Source organism: Streptomyces sp. NPDC012827 (assembly GCF_042900905.1).
GTDB classification, from domain to species: Bacteria; Actinomycetota; Actinomycetes; order Streptomycetales; family Streptomycetaceae; genus Streptomyces; species Streptomyces gulbargensis.
In genome coordinates, this window is the sequence record NZ_JBIBBY010000012.1 from 202,828 (window position 1) to 222,725 (window position 19,898).

At 72.6% G+C, this 19,898-nt stretch carries 16 protein-coding genes and 1 tRNA gene; 7 read left to right on the forward strand and 10 right to left on the reverse strand.

The features are described 5' to 3' along the window. The first annotated feature begins 70 nt into the window (after positions 1 to 70). Entirely contained in the window at positions 71 to 2,806 is a 2,736-nt protein-coding gene (ppc, locus tag ACFY60_RS25690) for a phosphoenolpyruvate carboxylase (protein WP_388615909.1), read from the forward strand. 69 nt (positions 2,807 to 2,875) lie between these two features. Here ppc and ACFY60_RS25695 read toward each other — a convergent pair whose 3' ends face one another. The 8 genes from ACFY60_RS25695 to ACFY60_RS25730 all read right to left on the reverse strand — a co-directional run bounded on the left by ACFY60_RS25695 (position 2,876) and on the right by ACFY60_RS25730 (position 9,472). Then, on the reverse strand, positions 2,876 to 3,712 hold the full coding sequence (locus ACFY60_RS25695; protein WP_388615906.1) for an LPXTG cell wall anchor domain-containing protein: 837 nt from the start codon (positions 3,710 to 3,712) through the stop codon (positions 2,876 to 2,878). A gap of 131 nt (positions 3,713 to 3,843) precedes the next feature. Further along, positions 3,844 to 4,287, reverse strand: coding sequence for a hypothetical protein (locus ACFY60_RS25700; protein ID WP_388615903.1), 444 nt, complete (start codon positions 4,285 to 4,287; stop codon positions 3,844 to 3,846). Positions 4,288 to 4,326: 39 nt separating this feature from the next. Next, positions 4,327 to 4,923 carry an aminoacyl-tRNA hydrolase gene (pth, locus tag ACFY60_RS25705; protein ID WP_388615902.1) on the reverse strand — a complete coding sequence of 199 codons (597 nt, stop codon included), beginning with the start codon at positions 4,921 to 4,923 and terminating at the stop codon, positions 4,327 to 4,329. 99 nt (positions 4,924 to 5,022) lie between these two features. Beyond that, positions 5,023 to 5,613: a 50S ribosomal protein L25/general stress protein Ctc gene (locus tag ACFY60_RS25710; RefSeq protein WP_388615900.1), complete on the reverse strand. Its 591-nt coding sequence runs from the start codon at positions 5,611 to 5,613 to the stop codon at positions 5,023 to 5,025. 248 nt (positions 5,614 to 5,861) lie between these two features. Further along, positions 5,862 to 6,836: a ribose-phosphate diphosphokinase gene (locus ACFY60_RS25715; RefSeq protein WP_345285280.1), complete on the reverse strand. Its 975-nt coding sequence runs from the start codon at positions 6,834 to 6,836 to the stop codon at positions 5,862 to 5,864. 121 nt (positions 6,837 to 6,957) lie between these two features. Further along, positions 6,958 to 8,403, reverse strand: a complete 1,446-nt coding sequence (gene glmU / locus ACFY60_RS25720; protein WP_388615897.1) for a bifunctional UDP-N-acetylglucosamine diphosphorylase/glucosamine-1-phosphate N-acetyltransferase GlmU — start codon at positions 8,401 to 8,403, stop codon at positions 6,958 to 6,960. 109 nt (positions 8,404 to 8,512) lie between these two features. After that, positions 8,513 to 8,584, reverse strand: a tRNA-Gln gene (locus ACFY60_RS25725). 6 nt (positions 8,585 to 8,590) lie between these two features. After that, positions 8,591 to 9,472 (reverse strand): hypothetical protein, encoded by an 882-nt coding sequence (locus ACFY60_RS25730; protein WP_388615895.1) that lies wholly within the window; start codon positions 9,470 to 9,472, stop codon positions 8,591 to 8,593. A 129-nt stretch (positions 9,473 to 9,601) separates the two neighbouring features. Between ACFY60_RS25730 and ACFY60_RS25735 the strand changes: the two genes are divergently transcribed. Continuing rightward, the gene (locus ACFY60_RS25735) at positions 9,602 to 10,981 is read left to right on the forward strand and encodes a sensor histidine kinase (RefSeq protein WP_388615892.1); all 1,380 of its coding nucleotides are present in this window, start codon (positions 9,602 to 9,604) and stop codon (positions 10,979 to 10,981) included. A gap of 63 nt (positions 10,982 to 11,044) precedes the next feature. On the opposite strand, the gene ACFY60_RS25740 is transcribed toward ACFY60_RS25735, so the two are convergent. After that, on the reverse strand, positions 11,045 to 11,530 hold the full coding sequence (locus ACFY60_RS25740; protein WP_388615890.1) for an SUKH-3 domain-containing protein: 486 nt from the start codon (positions 11,528 to 11,530) through the stop codon (positions 11,045 to 11,047). A gap of 8 nt (positions 11,531 to 11,538) precedes the next feature. Continuing rightward, entirely contained in the window at positions 11,539 to 12,045 is a 507-nt protein-coding gene (locus tag ACFY60_RS25745) for a YwqJ-related putative deaminase (RefSeq protein WP_388615887.1), read from the reverse strand. 265 nt (positions 12,046 to 12,310) lie between these two features. Between ACFY60_RS25745 and ACFY60_RS25750 the strand changes: the two genes are divergently transcribed. From ACFY60_RS25750 to ACFY60_RS25770, 5 genes are all read left to right on the forward strand, one after another. After that, positions 12,311 to 13,309: an SMI1/KNR4 family protein gene (locus tag ACFY60_RS25750; RefSeq protein WP_388615885.1), complete on the forward strand. Its 999-nt coding sequence runs from the start codon at positions 12,311 to 12,313 to the stop codon at positions 13,307 to 13,309. Positions 13,310 to 13,316: 7 nt separating this feature from the next. Next, a complete protein-coding gene (locus tag ACFY60_RS25755; protein ID WP_388615882.1) occupies positions 13,317 to 15,815 on the forward strand; it encodes an SUKH-4 family immunity protein in 2,499 nt (832 codons plus the stop codon). A 121-nt stretch (positions 15,816 to 15,936) separates the two neighbouring features. After that, a complete protein-coding gene (locus ACFY60_RS25760) occupies positions 15,937 to 16,902 on the forward strand; it encodes a cellulose-binding protein (RefSeq protein ID WP_388615880.1) in 966 nt (321 codons plus the stop codon). A gap of 249 nt (positions 16,903 to 17,151) precedes the next feature. Beyond that, on the forward strand, positions 17,152 to 17,526 hold the full coding sequence (locus tag ACFY60_RS25765) for a VOC family protein (protein WP_388615878.1): 375 nt from the start codon (positions 17,152 to 17,154) through the stop codon (positions 17,524 to 17,526). Between the two features lie 82 nt (positions 17,527 to 17,608). Further along, positions 17,609 to 19,882, forward strand: coding sequence for an N-acetylmuramoyl-L-alanine amidase (locus ACFY60_RS25770; RefSeq protein ID WP_388615877.1), 2,274 nt, complete (start codon positions 17,609 to 17,611; stop codon positions 19,880 to 19,882). Positions 19,883 to 19,898: the final 16 nt, after the last annotated feature.

Below are 19,898 nucleotides of genomic sequence, written 5' to 3' on the forward strand. Positions count from 1 at the left end.
TCGGACAGCGCGGTCCGCAAGCCTCCAGTACCCCTCCAGACGTGCTCAAACACTGCAAGGAGCCACACCTGTGAGCAGTGCCGACCAGACCCCCACCACCAACGCCGAGCTGCGCGCCGACATCCGCCGCCTGGGTGACCTGCTGGGCGAGACGCTCGTCCGCCAGGAGGGCCACGAGCTCCTCGACCTCGTCGAGAAGGTCCGCCGGCTCACCCGCGAGGACGGCGACGCGGCCGCCGAGCTGCTGCGCGGCGTGGAGCTGGAGACCGCCGCGAAGCTCGTGCGTGCCTTCTCCACCTACTTCCACTTGGCGAATGTCACCGAGCAGGTTCACCGCGGCCGTGAACTCCGCGAGAGGCGCGCCGCCGAGGGCGGACTCCTGGCCCGCACCGCGGACATGCTGAAGGACGGGGACCCCGCGCACGTACGCGAGACCGTCAAGAACCTCAACGTACGCCCCGTGTTCACCGCCCACCCCACCGAGGCGGCCCGCCGGTCCGTCCTCAACAAGCTCCGCCGGATCGGCGCCCTCCTGGAGACCCCGGTCATCGAGGCCGACCGGCGCCGCCACGACCTGCGGCTCGCCGAGAACATCGACCTCATCTGGCAGACCGACGAACTCCGGGTCGTCCGCCCCGAGCCCGCCGACGAGGCCCGCAACGCCATCTACTACCTGGACGAGCTGCACGCGAACGCCGTCGGCGACGTCCTGGAGGACCTGGCCGCCGAGCTGGAGCGCGTCGGCGTCGAACTGCCGTCCGGCACCCGCCCGCTGACCTTCGGCACCTGGATCGGCGGCGACCGCGACGGCAACCCCAACGTCACCCCGCAGGTCACCTGGGACATCCTGATCCTCCAGCACGAGCACGGCATCACCGACGCCCTCGAACTGGTCGACTTCCTCCGCGGCCTGCTGTCCAACTCCATCCGCTACACCGGGGCCACCCAGGAACTCCTGGACTCCCTCCAGCGCGACCTGGAGCTCCTGCCGGAGATCAGCCCCCGCTACAAGCGGCTCAACGCCGAAGAGCCCTACCGGCTCAAGGCCACCTGCATCCGCCAGAAGCTCGTCAACACCCGCGAGCGCCTCGCCAAGGGCACCCCCCACCAGGAGGGCCGCGACTACCTCGGCACCGCCGAGCTGCTGCGCGACCTCACCCTCATCCAGACCTCGCTGCGCGAGCACCGCGGCGGCCTCTTCGCCGACGGCCGCATGGACCGGGTCATCCGCACCCTCTCCGCCTTCGGCCTCCAGCTCGCCACCATGGACGTCCGCGAGCACGCCGAAGCCCACCACCACGCCCTCGGCCAGCTGTTCGACCGGCTCGGCGAGGAGTCCTGGCGGTACGCGGACATGCCGCGCGACTACCGGCAGAAGCTGCTCGCCAAGGAGCTCCGCTCGCGCCGCCCGCTCGCCCCCACCCCCGCGCCGCTCGACGCCGCCGGAGAGAAGACCCTCGGCGTCTTCCACACCATCAAGGAAGCCTTCGAGCGCTTCGGCCCCGAGGTCATCGAGTCGTACATCATCTCGATGTGCCAGGGCGCCGACGACGTCTTCGCCGCCACCGTCCTCGCCCGCGAGGCCGGCCTGATCGACCTGCACGCCGGCTGGGCCAAGATCGGCATCGTGCCGCTCCTGGAGACCACCGACGAGCTCAAGGCCGCCGACGTCATCCTCAACGACATGCTGGCCGACCCCTCCTACCGGCGCCTCGTCTCCCTCCGCGGCGACGTCCAGGAGGTCATGCTCGGCTACTCCGACTCCTCCAAGTTCGGCGGCATCACCACCTCCCAGTGGGAGATCCACCGCGCCCAGCGCAGGCTCCGCGACGTCGCCCACCGCTACGGGGTCCGGCTGCGCCTCTTCCACGGCCGCGGCGGCACCGTCGGCCGCGGCGGCGGCCCCTCGCACGACGCGATCCTCGCCCAGCCCTGGGGCACCCTGGAGGGCGAGATCAAGGTGACCGAGCAGGGCGAGGTCATCTCCGACAAGTACCTCATCCCGTCCCTCGCCCGCGAGAACCTCGAACTGACCGTCGCGGCCACCCTGCAGGCCTCCGCCCTGCACACCGCGCCCCGCCAGTCCGACGAGGCCCTCGCCCGCTGGGACGCGGCCATGGACACCGTCTCGGAAGCCGCCCACACCGCGTACCGCAAGCTCGTCGAGGACCCGGACCTGCCGACGTACTTCCTGGCCTCCACCCCCGTCGACCAGCTCGCCGACCTGCACCTGGGCTCCCGCCCCTCCCGCCGCCCCGGCTCGGGCGTCTCGCTCGACGGACTGCGCGCCATCCCGTGGGTCTTCGGCTGGACCCAGTCCCGGCAGATCGTCCCCGGCTGGTACGGCGTCGGCTCCGGCCTGAAGGCGCTGCGCGAAGCGGGCATGGAAGGCGCCGCCGTCCTCGGCGAGATGTACGAGCAGTGGCACTTCTTCCGCAACTTCCTCTCCAACGTGGAGATGACGCTCGCGAAGACCGACCTGCGGATCGCCCGCCACTACGTCGACACCCTCGTCCCCGACGAGCTCAAGCACGTCTTCGACACCATCGAGGCCGAGCACGCCCTCACCGTCGCCGAAGTCCTCAAGATCACCGGCGGGGAGAAGCTCCTCGACTCCCACCCGGTCCTCCAGCAGACCTTCGCCATCCGCGACGCCTACCTGGACCCGATCTCCTACCTCCAGGTCTCCCTGCTCGCCCGCCAGCGGGCCGCCGCCGAGCGCGGCGAGGACCCGGACCCGCTCCTCGCGCGGGCCCTGCTCCTCACCGTGAACGGCGTCGCCGCCGGCCTGCGCAACACCGGCTGACACCCGCCCGCACCACGCGACGGTGCCCCCACGGGATCTCCCGTGGGGGCACCGTCATGACGGGGTACGTCAGTGCTGCTGGGCCTTGCGGCGACGGCTCACCAGGAACGCGCCGGCACCCGCGAGGGCGACGGCGACGGCGGCGAGGACGCCGACCGGGGCGCTGGAGCCGGTCTCGGCGAGGTCACCCTCGGCCGAGCCGCCCGTGGAGGACGAACCCGACGCGCTCGGCGCCGGCTGGCCCGCGCTCTCGGAGGACGTCGAGGTGGGGGAGACGCTCTCGCCCGGGGTACCCGTGGTCGGGGCGCCGGTGGTCGGGGTCCCGGACGGGGTGGTGCTCTCGGACGGGGTGCCCGAGGGAGTGCCGGTGGTGGGCGTGCCCGTGGTGGGCACGTCCGTGGTCGGCGTGCCGGTCGGCGTCCCGGTGGTCGGGGTGTCCGTCGGCGTCGGCGCGGTGGTGGTGGGCGTGCCGGTCGGCGTGGGCTTGGCGCTCGCGGGGCAGGTGTGCGAGAGGTTGAAGAAGTTCTTCTTCAGCTCACCATTGATCTCCGCGGTGGCCGAGATCAGCTCGGCGCCCGGCTCGGAGGCCACGTAGGCGTGCTTGTCGCTCGGCGGGCCGAAGACCGTGACGGTCTGGATGCCGCCCGGCTTGAACTCGACCGTCAGCTTGGTGAAGACCGCGCTGTCGTCCTTGCCGCTGCCCGGCAGCACGAAGTGCCAGCCGTCCTTGTCGGACGCAACGGGCGGGCAGTCGCCCTTCTCGTACTCGCCGGCCGAGATCGGCAGCTGCTCCTGCTGGTTGAACTCGGGGTTCGGGCGCTCGGAGGCCGAGGCGGCCGGGGCCAGGACCAGGGAGCCCGCCATGGCCGCGACAAGCGCGCCGGCGGAAATCAGGGATCGTCGCATGTGCAGTCGTCCATCTGGGATGAGGGATGCCGTGGGAGGTGGCGGGGGCAGCCTATCCGTCGCCTTACGTCACCCTTAACCCAGAGGTTCATAACGATCGCGCAGGACCCGCCGGTATCAACGGCTATGCGTCACAACGCGAAGAACGCCGCCACCAGCAGCGCACCCCCGGCACCCGCCAGCGACCACGCCACCCGCGACATCCGCAGCCCGCCCGCCACCACCGGAGCCGCCAGCAGCAGCGCACCCCCCAGCGGCAGCCACGCGTGCAGACCACCACCCCAGCCCGCCCGCACGCCCTCGTCCGTCCCCGGCTTCACCACCACCGGGATCGTCACACCCTTCTCCGCCGCCACCGAACGCTCGATCACCAGCGTCCGCCGCGTCACCGACGGATCCTCCGGCACGTACCGCCCGCTGCACCGCTCCTCCGTGCAACCCGTCACGGTCAGCGTCCCGTGCTCCCGCCCCTTCGACAGCAGCACGTGCTGGGCCGACCCCCACGACGCCCACACCCCCGCGACGACGAGCAGCAGGACGACCAGGGCCATGGCGGCGTTACGGAGGTGCGTCATGACCCGCGATCGTACCGTCGTACGAACACGCCGAGGCGCCTAGGAGTTGTACGCCGACTGCGCCCGCTCCAAACCCTCCGCCACCAGGCACTCAACCGCGTCCGCCGCCCGGTCCACGAACCAGTCCAGATCCTTGCGCTCCGCCGACGAGAAGTCCTTCAACACGAAATCCGCCACCTGCATCCGACCCGGCGGCCGCCCGATCCCGCACCGCACCCGGTGATACTCCGGACCCATCGCCTTCGTCATCGACTTCAGACCGTTGTGCCCGTTGTCCCCACCGCCCAGCTTCAACCGCAGCACCCCGTAATCGATGTCCAACTCGTCATGGACCGCCACCACATGGGCCGTCGGCACCTTGTAGAAGTCCCGCAACGCCATCACCGGACCACCGGACAAATTCATGTACGACATCGGCTTCGCCAGCACCACCCGGCGGTTGGCAGGCCCCGGAGGACCCATCCGGCCCTCCACCACCTGCGCCTGCGCCTTCTGGGCCCGCTTGAACTTCCCGCCGATCCGCCCGGCCAGCAGATCCACCACCATGAAGCCGACGTTGTGCCGGTTGCCCGCGTACTCCGGGCCAGGATTGCCGAGGCCGACGATCAGCCAGGGCGCGTTCGCGTCGTCCGTCATCCGCTCCACGTCTCCTCGTGCGCGTACAGAGAGAAAAAGGAAAACGGGGTGACGGGCCGCACGGCCCGTCACCCCGTCACGTCAGGCAGAGCCTACGGCTCAGGCCTCCGCACCCTCGGACTCGGCAGCCTCGGCCGCCGGCTCCTCGGCCTGCGCGGCCAGGATCTGGATGACGACAGCCTCGGGGTCCGTCACCAGAGCGGTGCCCTTCGGCAGCGCGATGTCCTTGGCGTGGATCGCGTCACCGGCGGACAGACCGGCGATCGAGACCGTGACGGACTCCGGGATGTGGGTGGCCTCGGCCTCGACCGACAGCGTGTTCAGCACGTTCTCGACCAGGAAGGCACCCGGAGCCAGGTCACCCTCGGTCTCGACGACGATCTCGACGGTGACCTTCTCGCCACGCTCGACCAGGAGCAGGTCGACGTGCTCCAGGAAACCCTTCAGCGGGTCACGCTGCGCGGCCTTCGGGATCGCCAGCTCGGTGCCGCGGCCCTCGATCTCCAGGGACAGCAGAACGTTCGGCGTACGCAGCGCCAGCGCCAGGTCGTGACCCGGGAGCGTCAGGTGGACCGGCTCCGTGCCGTGACCGTAGAGGACACCGGGAACCTTGTTGTCACGGCGGATCTTGCGGGCGGCGCCCTTGCCGAACTCCGAACGGACGGACGCGGCGAGCTTGACCTCGGACATGTGCACTCCTCGTATGGGTGGTGACGGATGCGACTGTCACCCGGCCACGACTGGCGATGGCCTGCTACGAAGAGCGCGTCGATAACGGACCGCCGGACCCGGAACGGGCCGGCCTCCCTCGCCGAGCAACCACGACAGTCTAGCCGCCCCCCGGGAACCGCCCAAATGGATCACCCCGCACCCCGGCACGCCGAAGGGCCGCCTCCCCCGGGGAAGCGGCCCTCACGTCAACCCTGAGCGGTCGAAGCTCAGTGCTCCTCGAACAGGCTCGTCACCGAACCGTCCTCGAACACCTCACGCACCGCACGCGCGATCGTCGGCGCGATCGACAGCACCGTGATCTTGTCCAGCTCCAGCGCACCCGGAACCGGCAGCGTGTCCGTGAACACGAACTCGCTCACCTTCGAGTTCTTCAGACGGTCCGCCGCCGGACCCGACAGGATGCCGTGCGTCGCCGTCACGATGACGTCCTCCGCACCGTGCGCGAACAGCGCCTCCGCCGCCGCGCAGATCGTGCCACCCGTGTCGACCATGTCGTCCACCAGGACACACACACGGCCCTCCACGTCACCGACGACCTCGTGCACGGTGACCTGGTTCGCCACGTCCTTGTCACGACGCTTGTGCACGATCGCCAGCGGCGCGTCCAGCCGGTCGCACCACCGGTCCGCCACCCGCACACGGCCCGCGTCCGGAGACACGATCGTCAGCTTCGTACGGTCGACCTTCGCACCCACGTAGTCCGCCAGCACCGGCAGCGCCGACAGATGGTCCACCGGACCGTCGAAGAAGCCCTGGATCTGGTCCGTGTGCAGGTCCACCGTCAGAATCCGGTCCGCACCGGCCGTCTTCAGCAGATCCGCCACCAGACGCGCCGAGATCGGCTCACGACCGCGGTGCTTCTTGTCCTGACGGGCATACCCGTACGACGGAATGATCACGGTGATGCTGCGCGCGGAAGCCCGCTTCAGCGCATCGATCATGATCAGCTGCTCCATGATCCACTTGTTGATCGGAGCCGTGTGGCTCTGGATCAGGAAGCAGTCCGCGCCGCGCGCCGACTCCTGGAAGCGGACGTAGATCTCACCGTTGGCGAAGTCGAACGCCTTGGTGGGAACGAGGCCGACACCCAGCTGGTGCGCGACCTCCTCGGCCAGCTCGGGGTGGGCGCGGCCGGAAAAGAGCATCAGCTTCTTCTCGCCGGTCGTCTTGATCCCGGTCACAGCACTGTCTCCTCAGACGTGTTCCCTGGCCGCGACCCCCGCGCTCCCGTGCGCGTGTGCGAACCAGCCGAATTTGTGTGCACGTATCACGGTACGCCGAGTTCGACGTACCCGTTTCCGGTCAGCTTTCGCCGACAGAACCCTCCGACGCCGCCTGAGCGGCCTGCGCGGCAGCGCTGCCGGGCCGCTTCCGGGCGACCCAACCCTCGATATTCCGCTGCTGGCCACGGGCGACGGCCAGTGCACCGGCCGGCACGTCCTTCGTGATCACGGACCCGGCCGCGGTGTACGCCCCGTCCCCGATCGTGACAGGAGCCACAAACATGTTGTCCGAGCCGGTCTTGCAGTGGGACCCGACGGTCGTGTGGTGCTTCGCCTCGCCGTCGTAGTTCACGAACACACTGGCCGCGCCGATGTTCGTGTACTCACCGATCGTCGCGTCACCCACGTACGACAGATGGGGGACCTTCGTACCCTCGCCGATCGTCGCGTTCTTCATCTCGACGTACGTGCCGGCCTTCGCCTTCCGCCCCAGCTCCGTCCCCGGACGCAGGTACGCGTACGGGCCCACCGAGGCACCCTCACCGACGACCGCCGAGTCCGCCACCGTGTTGTCCACCCGGGCACCCCTGCCCACCCGCGTGTCCTTCAGGCGCGTGTTCGGACCCACCTCGGCGTCCTCCGCGACGTGCGTGGCACCCAGCAACTGCGTACCCGGGTGGATCACCGCGTCCGGCTCGAACGTCACCGTCACGTCGACCAGGACCGACGACGGATCCACGACCGTCACACCGGCCAGCATCGCCGCCTCCAGGAGCCGCTGGTTCAACAGCGCCCGCGCCTCCGCCAGCTGCACCCGGTTGTTGATGCCCAGGATCTCCCGGTGATCGGCCGCCACCGACGCGCCGACCCGGTGGCCCGCCTCACGCAGGATCGACAGCACATCGGTGAGGTACTCCTCCCCCTGGCTGTTGTCCGTCCGCAGCTGCTTGATCGCCTCGGCCAGCAGCTTCCCGTCGAACGCGAACACGCCGGAGTTGATCTCCCTGATCGCGCGCTGCTCCTCGGAGGCGTCCTTGTGCTCCACGATCTCGGTCACCGCACCGGAGGCGTCCCGGACGATCCGGCCGTAGCCCGTCGAGTCCGGCACCTCGGCGGTCAGCACGGTCACGGCGTTGCCGTCGGCGGCGTGCGTGGCGGCGAGGGCGCCGAGCGTGGCGCCGGAGAGCAGCGGAGTGTCGCCGCAGACGACCACGACGGTCCCCTCGGGCGCCTCGCCCAGCTCCTCCAGCGCCATCCGCACCGCGTGCCCGGTCCCGTTCTGCTCCTCCTGCACGGCGGTCCGGGTCCCCGCGTAGTGCTCCTCCAGGTGCCCCCGCACCTGCTCACGGGCGTGCCCCACGACCACGACGAGGTGCTCGGGCTCCAGCTCCCGGGCGGCGGACACGACGTGCCCGACGAGCGAACGCCCGGCGATCTCGTGGAGGACCTTGGGAGTCTTCGACTTCATGCGGGTGCCCTCACCCGCTGCGAGGACGACGACGGCTGCCGGGCGGTTGGCGCTCACGGGTATGCCCTTCGGCTTTGGGTGGTGGACGCACGAAGGATACCGGGGGGTCGGGGGCCGGACATGAGCGCGGGTCCTGACCAGGGAGGTCAGGACCCGAACCGAGCAGCTCCGCCGGCTGGACTCGAACCAGCACTGCAAGGTTCCAAAGACCTGCGGGCTGCCATTACCCCACGGCGGATCTGACTCAGACCTTACCGGAGTGATCCGCCGCCACGAATGCCGCGGACGACTTCACCATGCCCTGCCACCAGCCCTCGACGCGGCGGTAGAGATCGGCACCCTTGGAGACTCGGATGACCAGGCACCCCCGGTAGCCGTCGCCGATGTTCTTGCGGACCGTTTTGGGGTTGTGCCGCTTGAGCGTCGTCCTCTGGAAGGCATCCGGAGTGACGCCGACGAGGTCCGCCCAGTAGCGTTTCGCCCCTTCGATGTCCGCCGACTCGTGGATCATGACGCGGAACGCCAGACGGTCGGGGTCGACCTCGAGCAGGCGCAGCCAGGCCAGGAAGAGCTGGATGACTCCGGGGTCGCTGTTGACGAAGAGGACGTTCTCGCGGCGGTCGTACGACTTGTCCTTGGCGCCTTCGGCCCAGTAGAGGGCGACGCCTGCGAGCAGGAGCTCCCTGTCGGACAGGGAGCCGATCGCGCTCTCCGCCTCTGCCTTGGTCTTGCGACGGGCTTCGTCCCGAACCGCCAGTTCGTACTCCCAGCGCTTGCGGGCCGCCAGCTTCGCCTGCTCCGACGGATCGCGGCGTTCAGGCCTCGGCAGGTCCCGGACCCACAGCGAGATCGAGCTCTTCGAGCAGCCCAGTTCGACCTGGATCCGGTCGTAGGTCATGCCCTGGAGGCGGAGCTCGCGGGCGCGGGCGCGGAGGTCGTCCTTGGCGTTGGGGCGTTTGGTCCACGCCGGGGCGGGTTCGCCTTCGAGGAGGCGGTTGAGGATGTCGTTGTTGTACACGCGCAGCCGGTCGCGGATCCGGCGGCGGCTGAGGCCCTCGCGGCGCAGCGCGACCGCCTGGGCGCGCAGGTTCTCGAAGTCCGCGGACGTGGTGGTGATCGCTGTCATGTGTCGACCTTCGTCCGGAATGCGGACGTCCGGGTCGAAAACTCTCGCGATTCAGCAGTTCGAGGGACTGGTGTGCGGGACGTTGACGTCGCGCGTCCCGGGAGGGGGGCCACCCGTAGGGTGGTGGGCATGACCGCAACGGGGGCAGATCAGGACGCGCCGGGCGCCGGCGCGCGGGGCTGGTGGTGGTGGGAGAGACGGCGGGGGGCCGTCCTGGACGTGGGGCTCGCCGGGGTGTCCGCGGTGGAGTGCGCGGCGGAGGGGGCCGCCTTCGCGGACCGGGCGGGGACGCCCCTGGCCGTCGGGGTGCTGTTCGGTTTCGTGGTGGGGGCCGTGCTCCTCGTGCGGCGCCGGTGGCCGATCACCGTCGTTCTGGTCTCGATCGCCGTGACGCCCGCCGAGATGGGCTACCTCATGGGGATCGTCGGCCTGTATTCGCTCGCGGCCTCCGAGGTGCCCCGGCGTGTCACGGCCGTCCTGGCCGGGATGTCGACCGCGGCCGTGTTCGTCGTGACGGTCGTGCGGCTGCGCCAGGACGTGGCGCAGGCCGACGTCGACCAGCAGGACTTCGATCCGAGCGGCTGGTACGTGCCGCTCGTGTCGGCCTTCATGACGCTGGGCCTCAACGCCCCGCCCGTCCTCTTCGGCCTCTACATAGGGGCGCGGCGCCGGCTGATGGAGAGCCTGCGGGAGCGGGCCGACAGCCTGGAGCAGGAGTTGTCGTTGCTGGCCGACCGGGCGGAGCAGCGGGCGCAGTGGGCGCGGCAGGAGGAGCGGCGGCGGATCGCGCGCGAGATGCACGACGTGGTGGCGCACCGGGTGTCGTTGATGGTGGTGCACGCGGCGGCGTTGCAGGCGGTGGCGTTGAAGGATCCGCAGAAGGCGGTGAGGAACGCGGCGCTGGTGGGGGACATGGGGCGGCAGGCGCTGACGGAGCTGCGGGAGATGTTGGGCGTGTTGCGGGAGGAGGCGCCTCCTCCCGTTGCGTCGGGGGTGCCGTTGGCGGCGGTGGGGCGTGCGGCGGCGGCCGCGGCGGAGGCGGCGGCCGGTGGCGATGGTGACGGTGGTGAGGGTGAGGACCGGGACGGGCCGTGTCTGGACGCGGTGGAGGCTCTGTGCGAGCAGTCGCGGCAGGCGGGTGCGGCGGTGGAGCTGGTGGTGCGGGGTGAGGTGCGGCGGTATGCGCCGGAGGTGGAGCGGACGGCGTACCGGGTGGTGCAGGAGGCGTTGACGAACGTGCACAAGCACGCGGCGGGTGCGGCGGTCGTGGTGCGGCTGGCGCATCGGGAGGCCGAGGTCGCGATGCAGGTGGAGAACGGTCCTTCGGACGCGGCGGTGGCGGACGCGCATCTGCCGAGCGGGGGGAACGGTTTGGTGGGCATGCGGGAGCGGGTCGGCCGGCTCGGTGGTGTGTTCGTGGCGGGGCCGACGGACGCGGGGGGTTTCCGGGTGTCGGCGGTGCTGCCGACGGCGCCGGCCGACCCGCCGGCCGCGTCCGTGGACGGTTAGCGCCTCACGTCCCGATGGACGCGCCGTGGGCGGTCGGCCCTGGCGTCCCGGCGGGCGTGCCGGTCAGGGCAGGGTGGTGAGGCGGGTGGGCTGGGCTCCGGTGACGAGGGTGGCGAGGGCGGCGTCGATGTCCTTGCCGAGGTACCAGTCGCCGGCGTGGTCGAGGCTGTAGACGCGGCCTTCGGCGTCCACGGCCAGGACGGCCTGGTGGTCGCCCTCCTCGCCGAGCGGCGCGAGTTCGGTGTCCAGGGCACGGCCGAGGTCGCCGAGGGTGCGGGCGAGGTGGAGTCCGGCGAGGGGGTCGAAGCGTACGGTCGCGGGCGCTATCTGGCGGCCCTGTCCGGGGGCGGTGACGGTCAGGCCGCCGAATTCGGCCCAGGCCTCGACGGCGGCCGGGAAGACGCTGTGGCGGTGGCCGGCGGGGGAGACGTGGGCGCGCAGGGCGTCGGCCCATTCCTCGGCGAGTTTGATGTCCCAGCGGCCGGGCTGCCAGCCGGCCTCGCGGAGGGCGGCGTCGACGTTGACCGGGAAGCGGGTGGTGTCGGGCATGCGCGGGGTCAGCCGTTCTGGGCGGTCGGGTCGACGGTGCGGACGCCGAAGTGGGCGAGCATCGCCGTGCAGGAGCGGCAGGGTGCGGCGTAGCTGCCGTGGAGCGGGTCGCCGTCCTCGCGGATGCGGCGGGCGGTGAGTTTGGCGTGCTTGAGGGAGCGGCGGGCCTCGCCGTGGGTGAGCGGTTTGCGCTGGGCGCGCCGGGAGCGTCCGTTCTCGGTGGCGGTGAGGTGCCGGGAGAGCAGGATGGCTTCGGGGCAGCGTCCGGTGAAGCGTTCCCGCTGGCCGCTGGTGAGGGTGTCCAGGAAGTCCTGGACGAGCGGGTGGAGGGCGGGCGGGCGGTCGCCGCGGCCGGCCGTGCAGGTGAGGGTTTCGCCGCGGACGGAGAGGGCGGCCCCGACGGTGGGGAGGATTCCGTCGCGCCGGTGACGCAGTAAGGGCGCGCGGGTGGCGTCGGCGTCGCTGCTCCAGTTGAGGCGCGGGTCACCCTGTGTGGGTGTTGTTGCGGTGTGCATCGTGTCGGTCTTCCCCTCCTGCAATCCCCCGAGTTGCGTGGACAGCCTGCCAAATAGGGAGCCATATGGGGAAGCTGGGGCGGCCAAACGCGCTGTCGGTGTGTCGGAATCGTGGGGGGCCTGTCATGGCGTGGTGACACGGGGTGACGGTCGGGGTGGGGGCGGACGGGGCCCGTCCGGAGGGTGGTGGCAGCGCATAGGCTGTGCGGGATCAGTCGGTAGGAGCAGTCAGCAGTCAGCGACGCCAGTGCAGGGGGCAACCGCCATGACGACAGGTCGGCTCGGGCAGGACACCGCGCCACCGAACGCGGCCTACGCCGGGCAGGTCGTGCATTTCCCGGACCCGGTGCGGGCCGCCCGTCACCCGCGAGGGGTGCGGGTGGACGAGCGGGGTTACCCGGATTTCTCGCCGTACGCGCGTGCGGCGGCGGAGATCGCCGATCCGCCGGAGGGTTTCGGTGTCGACGAGCTGAGGCTCACGGACTACGTGTCGGCGAACGCGGCGATGGCGGCGACCGGCCACGAGCTGTGGGACGCGATCCCGTCGGTGGCGACCCCGCACGGCTGGACCTGGCATCACGTGGCGCACAGCCGCCGGATGGAGCTGGTTCCGGTGGAGGTGAAGGCGCTGCTGCGGCATCACGGCGGGGTGGCGACGGCGGCGGTGGACCAGTCGAAGCGGGGGACGCGTCCGCTGCAGGAGACCCGGCCGGCGCATTTCGGGGTGCCGAGGACGCTGGTGTCGGTGTCGGAGCAGCAGTTGCAGGGTGTCGAGGAGGACCTCGGGTACCGGCTGCCGGGGGCGTACCGCTCGTTCCTGAAGGCGGCGGGCGGGTGCGCGCCGGTGGGCGCGGCGCTGGACGCGGAGCTGGGGCTGCTGGTGGACCAGCCGTTCTTCACGGTGCGGGACGCGGCCGGGGTGAACGATCTGGTGTACGTCAACAAGTGTCTGCGGGATCACCTGACGAAGGACTACCTGGGGGTGGCGTTCGTGCAGGGGGGTCTGATCGCGGTGAAGGTGCGCGGTGAGGCGGTCGGTTCGGTGTGGTTCTGCGCGTACGACGACGCGCGGGACGGCGGCGAGGTGGCGGCCGGCTGGTCGGTGGGTGAGCGGGTGGAGCGTCTGCTGCTGCCCTGTGGTGAGGATTTCGACGCTTTCCTGGCGCGTCTGGCGGGTAATCCGCCGGAGCTGGAGACGGTGGCGAATCTGATGGTGGACGGTGGCTTCGCGCGTGCCGTGCCCGTGGTCCCGGTGGGGGAGTGAGCTGGCTGTGGTGACGTTCGCGCAGGCGCAGGAGCGTGCCGAGGAGTGGATCAACGGTGACCTGCCGGCGTATCAGCACCGTGAGGTGCGGGTGCGGGAGTTCGAGCTGGGTTTCGTCGTGTGGGCGGAGGACCGTGAGGGCGGTCCGGTCTCGGACGGGGGCCGGCAGCGGCTGGTGATCGCGCGGGACAGCGGGGAGGCGACGCTGTGGCCGGGACTGCCGGTGGGTGAGGTGATCCGCCGGTACGAGGAGGAGTACGGCGCGGCTGCGGAGGCGGCCGTGGTGCCGGCTCCGGCGGCGCGGGTCGATCTGAACCAGACGTCGTTCCTGCTGAGTCCGCCGGAGTGGCTTCAGGACGCGGCGGACCGGATCGGTCTGCCGAAGGAGCCGAACGTGTCGCAGGAGGAAGGGGGCGCGGTCGCGGCGCCGTCCTCGTCCTCCACGTCGTCGCCGTCGCCCTCTTCGGGGTTGCAGGACGCGTCGGAGGTGGCGGACGTACCGGAGGCGCCGAGTGTCTCGGAGGCCTCGTCGTCCTCGGCGACGCCGCTGCCGGAGCCGGTGGTTTCCGCGGACGGTCCGGACCGTGAGCCGACGGCGATGGACGGGGTGCCGGCGCGTCCTTCGGACTCCTCGTCGGCGGACTCCGCGGGTTCCGCGGCGGCTGCGGCGGCGGACAGTCCGTGGGTGGACGCCAACGCGAGTTCCGGTGGGGCGGACGGGGCCGTGCCGTTGCCGGCGACCGTTTTCGCGCCGCCGCTGTCGGGTGCGGACGACGAGGACGCGCCGCCGCCGGTGGTGGGCGCGGACGCGCCGACGGCGCTGATGCACGGGGGCAGCGCGTTGCCGCCGACCGCCGTGGCGACCCCGGCCCTGGACCCGAACGCGCCTCCGCCGGGCCCGGTGCCGCCGGCGGTGACGCCGCCTTCCGCCCCGGCGCCCGCGCCGACGCCGCCTCCGCCGTCCGCGCCGCCCGCCCCGGGTGCGCGGCAGGCGGGGGACCTCGCGGACGCGGCGACGAGCAAGGCCCGGCTGACGCCGCCGGGCGGACCGACTCCGCCCCCGCCGCCGGGTGCTCCCGGTGTGCCGGGTGCCGGTGGTACGGGTGGGGGTGGCGGTCTCGCCTACGTGCCGACGCAGCTCGTGTCGCAGCTCGCGCCCGACGCGGGCCCGCCCGCGCCGCCGGGTCCGCCCGGGGTTCCCGCGCCGCCCGGGCCTCCCGGTGCGCCGGGTGCTCCCGGTGGTGTGACGCCGCCGCAGCCGGTGCACCAGGCGGCGACGATGCTGGCGCACCCCGGTCCGAGCGGGCCGGGCGCGCCTCCGCCGCCTCCGCCGCCGCCCGGGGTGCCGGGCACGCCGCCCGGCGGGGTCGCGCACGCGGCGACGATGCTGGCGCACCCGGGGCCGGGTGGTCCCGGTACGCCGCCGCCCCCGCCCGCCCCGGCGCCGCCGGTGCACGGCGGGCACACGCCGCCGCCGGCTGCGGGGCCGGTGCCGCCGCCCGCGTACGGTTATCCGCAGCAGCCGCCGGCCGGGGTGCCGACGGTCGGCCCGGGGTACCAGGCGGTGCTGCGCTACCGTGCGCCCGACGGCTCGGAGGCGCAGATCATCCGGCGTTCGGCGCCGGGCACCCCGCATCCGGAGTGGCAGATCCTGCACGAGCTGCGGGCCATGAACGTGCCGCCGCAGCAGGTGCTGGAGCTGCACACGGAGCTGGCGTCCTGCGAGCTGCCGGGCGGTTACTGCGCCCGGATGATCCGGGAGACCTGGCCGCAGGCGCGGATCACGAGCATCGCCCCGTACGGCCGTGACCACGCGGGCCGGCAGCAGGGAATGCGCCAGTTGCTGACCCATCAGGGCGAGCTGCACCAGGTGGCGGACGGTCCGGCGCGTCCCGCGCCGGTGCGGGCGCCGCTGCCGCAGGTGCAGCCCGCCCCGCCGCTGCCGCCGGAGGCGGTGGCGCAGGAGCTCGGCGGGGCGTTCGGTCCGGGCATCCTCCGTTTCGATCAGCGGGCGGTGTCCCGGCAGGGCGTGCCCGAGCTGGTGGCGCGGACGCTGGTGTGGGCGGGGCTGCCGGCGGACTTCGGTCCGTTCTTCTGGGCGCAGCCGGCGGTGCCGGTGGTGCCGACGCTGGCGGAGCTGGCCGCGCAGCGGCAGGTGCAGCCGGCCGCGGACGCGGGTTCTTACCTGGTGCTCGGGTCGGACTTCGGGCGGGCGATCTGTGTCCAGTACGGGACCGCGCACATCGTGGCGGTGCCGGTGGAGGCCGGTCCGGGCGGGCAGCCGGTGCCGCCGCAGTTCGTGAACACCGGTCTGCCGGAGTTCGTGCGGTGCATGGCGTTGCTGGGCCGGATGTGGCGGCTGCGGTTCGGTCTGAACCCGGAGCAGGCGGGCCGGTGGACGGTGGACTTCCAGGCGCAGCTGGCGATGCTGGACCCGGCGGCGCTGTCGTCGCCGGAGAACTGGTGGTCGGTGCTGCTGGAGCAGATGTGGGACGGCCTGCTCTGAGGACGGACCGGCACGACAGGATGTGATCAAAGGCGCTCGACGTGTGTTCACGTCGGGCGCCTTTTGTCCGTTCTCATGGAGCATCCTTGATGCTCGAGTCCATACGGAAGGGGCGTCAGGGATGAGTTTCGCTGTCGGACGGGGCCGCGGGTACCGGCCGGAGCAGGTCGACCGCTTCCTCGCCGCGCTCTCCGGGGAACGCGACGGCGCCTGGGAACGGGCGGCACGGCTCACCGTCCTCGAGAAGGAGATGGAGGCCGAGGTCGCCCGGCTGCGGGCCGAGGCGGAGGCGCTGCCGCCGCAGCGGTACGAGTCGCTGGGCGAGGCGGCGCAGAAGATCCTGGAGCTCGCCGAGCAGGAGGACGAGCGGCTCGTACGGGCCGCCGAGGCCGAGGCGCAGGCGCTCGCGGAGGCCGCCGCCGAGGCGGCCCGGGAGGTGGCGGAGTCGGCCCGGACGTACGCCGAAGGGGTACGGGAGGAGGCCGAGGCGACGGCCCGCGCGGCCCTGGAGGAGGCCCGCCGCCGGGCCGGGGAGCTGCGGACGGTCGCCCTGCGGGACGCCGAGGGTGCCAGGAACGCGGCCCGGGAGGCGTACGAGGAGACCGTGGCCCGCGCGGAGGCGCTCCTGGCCGAACAGCGCGCCGAGCAGGCGACCGTACGGGAGGAGGCCGAGCGGGCGGCCGAGGCGCGGGCGGCCGAGCTGGACGCCCGGCACGAGGAGCAGTTCGCCCGGGCCGAGGAGCGCCTCGCGGAGGCCCGCCGGACCCTGTCCGCGACCGAGGAGCAGGCCCGGCACGGCCAGGAGGACGCGGAGGCCCGCGCGGCCGAGCTCCTCGCGGAGGCCCGCCTCAAGGCGGAGCGGATCGAGCGCGCGACGGAGCGGGTGCTGCGGGAGCACGAGGAGGCGCGCGACGAGATCCACTCCCACATGGAGCACATCCGCAACTCCCTCGCCGCCCTGACGGGCCGCCCGGCCGCGCTGGACGACGACCGGAAGCGGGCGACGGCGAAGGACGGGGAGGACCGCGAGGACGGGGAGGACCGGACGGACCGACAGGCCCCGAAGGCCCAGGGCACGGCGGACTAGGCCGTGTCTTTCGGATCTTGCCGGGCTCGCGGCGCCTGGCACCGCGCCTCTCCCCCGTGGCCCTTCGGGCACGGGAGGTGCCCCCAGCGTTGTCGTCGGTCGCCGATGCTCCGCATGGACTCCCTCCTCCGCCTTGCGATGCACGGCGCCAGACGCCGCTCCCTGATCCGGCCTGATCCAAAAGACACGACCTAGGCCCTCTTCTCCCGGGCCCGGCACGATCGGCGATACACCCCTAGGCTCCCGGTCATGCGGATGGCACTGACGGCGGTCACCCTCGACTGCGCCGACCCCCTGGCCCTCGCCGACTTCTACCGGAAGGCGACCGGGCTCTCCCTGCACGAGCGTTCCGACGGCGGGTTCGCGGCGCTGCGGGGGGAGCACGGGCTGGTGATCGGCTTCCAGCGCGTCGACGGGTACCGCCCGCCGTCCTGGCCGGAGGGGGAGGTGCCGCAGCAGCTCCACCTCGACTTCGCCGTCGACGACCTGGACGGGGCCGAGGCGGAACTGCTCGCCCTCGGCGCCGGGAAACCCGAGCGGCAGCCCCGACCGGACCTGTGGCGGGTCCTCACCGACCCGGCCGGTCACCCCTTCTGTCTCACCCCGCGCCGGGACGGCTCGTAGGCGCGGCCGCAACGCTCGCTCCCCCGCCGGACGTTCGCCGCCGGGCAGCCGCTACTCTCCTCTCCTCCAGGAGAGGAAGATCATGATGCGTATACGCACGTCAGGACGGCGTCTCACGGCCGCGGCCGTCACCGTCGTCCTCGCGGCCACCGGGGGCGTCGTGGCCGCGGTCCCGGCGACCGCGGCCCCCGCTCCCGCCGCGGTGGCCGCCGGGGCGGCGGAGGAGTCCCCCGTACGGTTCCCGGTGAACGCGGAGATCGTCGGCGCGGGCACCACCGGGTTCCTGACGCGGACGAACGTGACCGGCACCGCCGCCCCCGAGTACCGCTGGACGCGCTTCGCGGACGGCTCCTCCACCGTCCTGCCGCCCGCCGCCCTGGTGACCGGCGGGGTCTCGGACGTCGTCGTGACCGGCGAGGCGGCCGAGCCGTCCGACAACCGGGTCCTGACCCTGCACGACATGGCCGCCCCGTCGGCGGCCCCGGTGCGCGTCGACCTCGACCTGCTGGGCGCGAACCACTACTTCAGCGGCGCCGTCGGCTCGACCCTCGTCGTCCTGGTGGACGACGAGGAGGTGGGGCCCTGGAAGCCGCACCTCGTCACCGTCGAGGACGGCAAGCCCGTCGCCCGCCCGGTGACCGGCCTGCCGGACACCATCTGCGACCTCAACGTGAGCGCGTACGCCACCGGTACCGCCGTCCTCGACTGCGGCCTCGGCATGAACGAGCCCCGCTCGCGGGCGGTCGTGGACCTGGCGACGGCCGCGGTCGTCTCGGCCCACCCGAACGGGTACCGGATGCCGGAGTCCGCCGTCTCCGCCACCCATGTCGCCTGGGAGGAGTCCGACGGGCGCACGGCGTGGGTCCAGGCGGCCCGCATCGGCTCGGCGGAGAGCAGGCGGATCGAGACGAACGGCTTCTGGGACGACGGCTTCCAGCTCCTCGGCGGCTGGCTGGCCTACGGCGAGCCCAGCCGCATCGACGAGGGCCAGGACACCTACGGCGGTACGGCGCCGCGCGCCCCCCGGCCGTACGTCGCCCGCTCGCTCGACACCGGCGAGAAGGTCCCGCTCCTCACCCACTACTCCTCCGCCGTCCCCGCCCCCGACGGCTCCCTGCTCGTGCGGGGCGGCAGCCCGGCCACCGGCGAGGGCCTCTACCGTGTGGCACCCGGCGCAGACGGCAGGCCGGCCGCCGCCCTGGTCGCGCCGACCGGGCAGGCCACCGCCGTCACCCTCCTCGGCACCACCGCCCCGACCGCCCTCACCGGCGCGCAGCTCGCCGGTGGCGTCGGCATGACCTGGGACCTGTCCCGGGGCGACGTGTTCGCCTGGGTGACGCTCGTCCACACGCGGACCGGCCAGCGCCAGCAGTGGCCCCTCGTCACCGCCCCGGCCGCCTCCGCGCCGCACACGGTCTCCTGGCGCTGGAACGGCAAGGAGCTCACCCACCCGGAAGCCACCCGCCCCGCGCTCAACGGCGAGTACACCTGGGAGCTCCAGGCCCTCCCCGACGACGGCATCGGACCGGAGCTGCGGGCCACCGGCCGCTTCACCGTCACCCGGCCCGCCGGCGCGCACGACTACGACGACAACGGCACCGCCGACGTCTTCGTCCGCGACAACTCCGGCGGCCTGGCGCTGGTCGGCACGCAGCCCGCACCGGCCGGCGACAACCTGGTCCACGCCGGCGCGTGGAAGGTCGGCACCGGCTGGCAGATCTACGACCGCGTCGAGTCCGCGGGCAACGTGGCCGGCACCCCGGCCCCGGACACCCTCGCCCGTGACACCGCCGGCGACCTGTGGCTCTACCAGGGCACCGGTGACGGTGCGAAGCCGCTGTCGGGGCGGACCCGCATCGGCACGGGCTGGGGCGTCTACCAGCACATCGCGGGCGGCAGCGACCTGACCGGCGACGGCCGCGCGGACCTGCTCGCCACCGACAAGGCGGGCGGCCTGTGGCTCTACCCCGGCACCGGTAACGCCACCGCGCCCCTCGGCCCGCGCAAGCAGATCGGCACCGGCTGGGGCATCTACAACCAGCTCACCGCCACCGGGGACCTCGCCGGCGCCTCGGCCGGCGACCTCCTGGCCCGCGACGCGGACGGCGTCCTGTGGCTGTACCTCGGCAAGGGCGACGGCACCTTCGCGCCGCGCGCCCGGCTCGGCGCCGGGTGGAACGCGTACACCGACCTCGTCGGCATCGGGGACGGCAACGGCGACGGGCGGGCCGACCTGCTCGCCGCCAACGGAAAGGCGTACTTCTACGCCGGTACGGGCGACTGGTCGGCGCCCTTCAAGCCGGTGAAGGCGAACGACGTGCTGCCGGCCGACCTCGGGTACAACACCGCCTTCTGACGGCGGACGGCACCCG

Excerpts from the sequence above, each read along its gene's own strand:
- ACFY60_RS25745 (WP_388615887.1), bottom strand. The coding sequence starts at position 12,045 with ATGCACACCGCAACAACACCCACACAGGGTGACCCGCGCCTCAACTGG.
- ACFY60_RS25770 (WP_388615877.1), top strand. The coding sequence starts at position 17,609 with ATGATGCGTATACGCACGTCAGGACGGCGTCTCACGGCCGCGGCCGTC.
- ACFY60_RS25765 (WP_388615878.1), top strand. The coding sequence starts at position 17,152 with ATGCGGATGGCACTGACGGCGGTCACCCTCGACTGCGCCGACCCCCTG.
- ACFY60_RS25760 (WP_388615880.1), top strand. The coding sequence starts at position 15,937 with ATGAGTTTCGCTGTCGGACGGGGCCGCGGGTACCGGCCGGAGCAGGTC.
- ACFY60_RS25730 (WP_388615895.1), bottom strand. The coding sequence starts at position 9,472 with ATGACAGCGATCACCACCACGTCCGCGGACTTCGAGAACCTGCGCGCC.
- ACFY60_RS25750 (WP_388615885.1), top strand. The coding sequence starts at position 12,311 with ATGACGACAGGTCGGCTCGGGCAGGACACCGCGCCACCGAACGCGGCC.
- ACFY60_RS25735 (WP_388615892.1), top strand. The coding sequence starts at position 9,602 with ATGACCGCAACGGGGGCAGATCAGGACGCGCCGGGCGCCGGCGCGCGG.
- ACFY60_RS25740 (WP_388615890.1), bottom strand. The coding sequence starts at position 11,530 with ATGCCCGACACCACCCGCTTCCCGGTCAACGTCGACGCCGCCCTCCGC.
- pth (WP_388615902.1), bottom strand. The coding sequence starts at position 4,923 with ATGACGGACGACGCGAACGCGCCCTGGCTGATCGTCGGCCTCGGCAAT.
- ACFY60_RS25695 (WP_388615906.1), bottom strand. The coding sequence starts at position 3,712 with ATGCGACGATCCCTGATTTCCGCCGGCGCGCTTGTCGCGGCCATGGCG.
- ACFY60_RS25710 (WP_388615900.1), bottom strand. The coding sequence starts at position 5,613 with ATGTCCGAGGTCAAGCTCGCCGCGTCCGTCCGTTCGGAGTTCGGCAAG.
- ACFY60_RS25700 (WP_388615903.1), bottom strand. The coding sequence starts at position 4,287 with ATGACGCACCTCCGTAACGCCGCCATGGCCCTGGTCGTCCTGCTGCTC.